A 2,166-nucleotide genomic window follows, 5' to 3' on the forward strand; every position below is an offset into this window, starting at 1 on the left:
AAAAAGGGCAACTTGTTTTATTGGACAAGTCTGTCCAAAATCAAGTGAAGTTCATCCATCAACTATTTGGAACTGCTGCTTAAGACTAGATTTCACTAGGAAACATTTCGCATCTTTATATCTTTCCTAAGTATTTGCACCAGAACCCATCATATATCCCCACTAATCGTTCTTCACCATGTACTATTTCATATATTTCATCTCCGTCATTTGGTTGCAAGCCTTGTCCATACGGTGACTCATATTCATAGAAGAAACGTATCCTAAGTGGAAAAATAAAGAAATAACTGGGGTTCAATTTATGGAACTGTTAGAACTGAAGAAAAATACTTTTTACAAAATAATCAAGGAATATGAAAGTACACTGAATCAAAACCAGCTATGAGCTGGTTTTTTTTATTCCAATAGATAGTTAAGTCCACATAACCCTTTCAGTATAAAAACGAATACAAAGTATAGGGAATCGGTTGAAATAAGTCTAAATTGTGTTTAAACTTACAATTTTCTTTTTTTGATACGGTGAATCCTTTTAACAAAAAGAGAGCAGATTATCTGCTCTCTTATGATACCTCCTTATGTTCAGGGGAATGCTCAACACTTCCCATTCTCTTTAGTTTATTCCATCCTACCGCTACCCCTCGAATAGATGAAAATATAGATTTAATTACAACATAAGTCATAAATTGACGATAAATAAAGCGTTGTAAAATTAACCATGCTAATGGTTTAGGATTCTCTTTCTCTAATTTAAATGCAAAAAGAGAAGCGAGAAGATCCATTGCAAAGAACACAAGATAAAATCCTAAAACTTTTAGAGGATTACTACCAAACATCCCCATAATCATTAATATATCTGCTAAAGGAGCAATGAATTGCAGGACATATTGGAACAACCACATATTAGGTAATGCAACAAACCCTAATGTATTATGCTTTGTATTAAACAATGCCTTTCGATGCTTCCAAAGACATTGGAGTGTACCATATGACCAACGATATCGCTGTTTAATGAGACTTTTCACATCTTCAGGTGACTCCGTAAAAGCATATGCTTTTTCTTCATATACAATTCTATGCCCTTGACGTAAAAACGTTATAGTAAGATCCGTATCTTCTGCTAATGTATCTTCGCTTAAATATCCAGATTCAACTACATTCTTTTTACGCCATGCTCCAATAGCTCCAGGAACTACCGTGATACAATTCAACTCATCAAAAGCTCTGCGTTCTAAATTAAATCCTGTAATGTATTCAACATGTTGCCAAGTAGTTAACAAATTTCGTCTATTTCCCACTTTGACATTGCCTGAAACTGCTGCTACATTATGATCTTCAAAGTGTCTAATCATTAGAGAAATAGCATCTTGCGCAATAATAGTATCCGCATCTAAAGTGACAATGATTTCTCCTCGTGATTTTTGAAATCCTAAATTCATTGCGGATGATTTCCCACCATTTTCTTTCTGAATTAAACAAACTTTGGGATGTTTATGAAATGCTTCTTGAATTACTTTTGACGTACCATCTATCGATCCGTCATCAACAACAATAACTTCAAACTCTCTATAATCACTATCCAAAATTGAGCGAATCGTCTTGGTTATAACCTTCTCTTCATTATATGCTGCTATCACAACACTAACAAAAGGTTGGTAAGAAGAATTAGCAAATAAACGGGATTTTGTTTTCTTTTTTTGCTTGAATGAAAAATAAATTAAAAATAGGAATCGGAAAATACCTAATCCAATAGCAATATAAAAAATAGTTGTTAATATATGCTTAGAATATCCTGCTCCTGAAAAAACAGCTTTATTGTAAAGTAAATATTGCTTATCCTCAGAAGAAACGGGGGGCATAACTTCATCTCGTTCTTTATTCATTAAATCTGAAATTGTTACAAAACTATATCCATTCTTTTTAAGATCTTTAATAATCATCGGCAGCGCCTCTACCGTATGGGTACGATTCCCTCCTGCATCATGGAGAAGAATAACATTTCCCTCCCCCTTATAAATGGGATTAAGAGTACGCTTTACTAATTCATTTGTGGATGGAGTCGCCCAATCCTCAGGATCAACATTTTCTGCCACCATTGTATAGTTCATATTTTGTGCACGCAAAATAGGCAGTATTTCATTTGATGAATCCGGGTTAGCATCTGCTTCA

The 2,166-nt window shown here is 34.1% G+C and carries 1 protein-coding gene and 2 pseudogenes; 2 read left to right on the plus strand and 1 reads right to left on the minus strand.

Annotation, left to right across the window (positions count from 1 at the left end):
• Together BAQ49_RS32030 and BAQ49_RS33385 are read left to right on the plus strand one after the other, a co-directional pair.
• Positions 1–83 (plus strand): annotated as a pseudogene (locus tag BAQ49_RS32030) (IS6 family transposase); the annotation flags it as partial.
• 155 nt (positions 84–238) lie between these two features.
• Positions 239–385 (plus strand): annotated as a pseudogene (locus tag BAQ49_RS33385) (recombinase family protein); the annotation flags it as partial.
• A 175-nt stretch (positions 386–560) separates the two neighbouring features.
• Here BAQ49_RS33385 and BAQ49_RS02925 read toward each other — a convergent pair.
• The coding region (locus BAQ49_RS02925) for a bifunctional polysaccharide deacetylase/glycosyltransferase family 2 protein (RefSeq protein ID WP_116733425.1) at positions 561–2,166 on the minus strand (1,606 nt) is incomplete at its 5' end.

It is taken from the genome of Bacillus proteolyticus, assembly GCF_001884065.1.
Lineage (GTDB): Bacteria > Bacillota > Bacilli > Bacillales > Bacillaceae_G > Bacillus_A > Bacillus_A proteolyticus.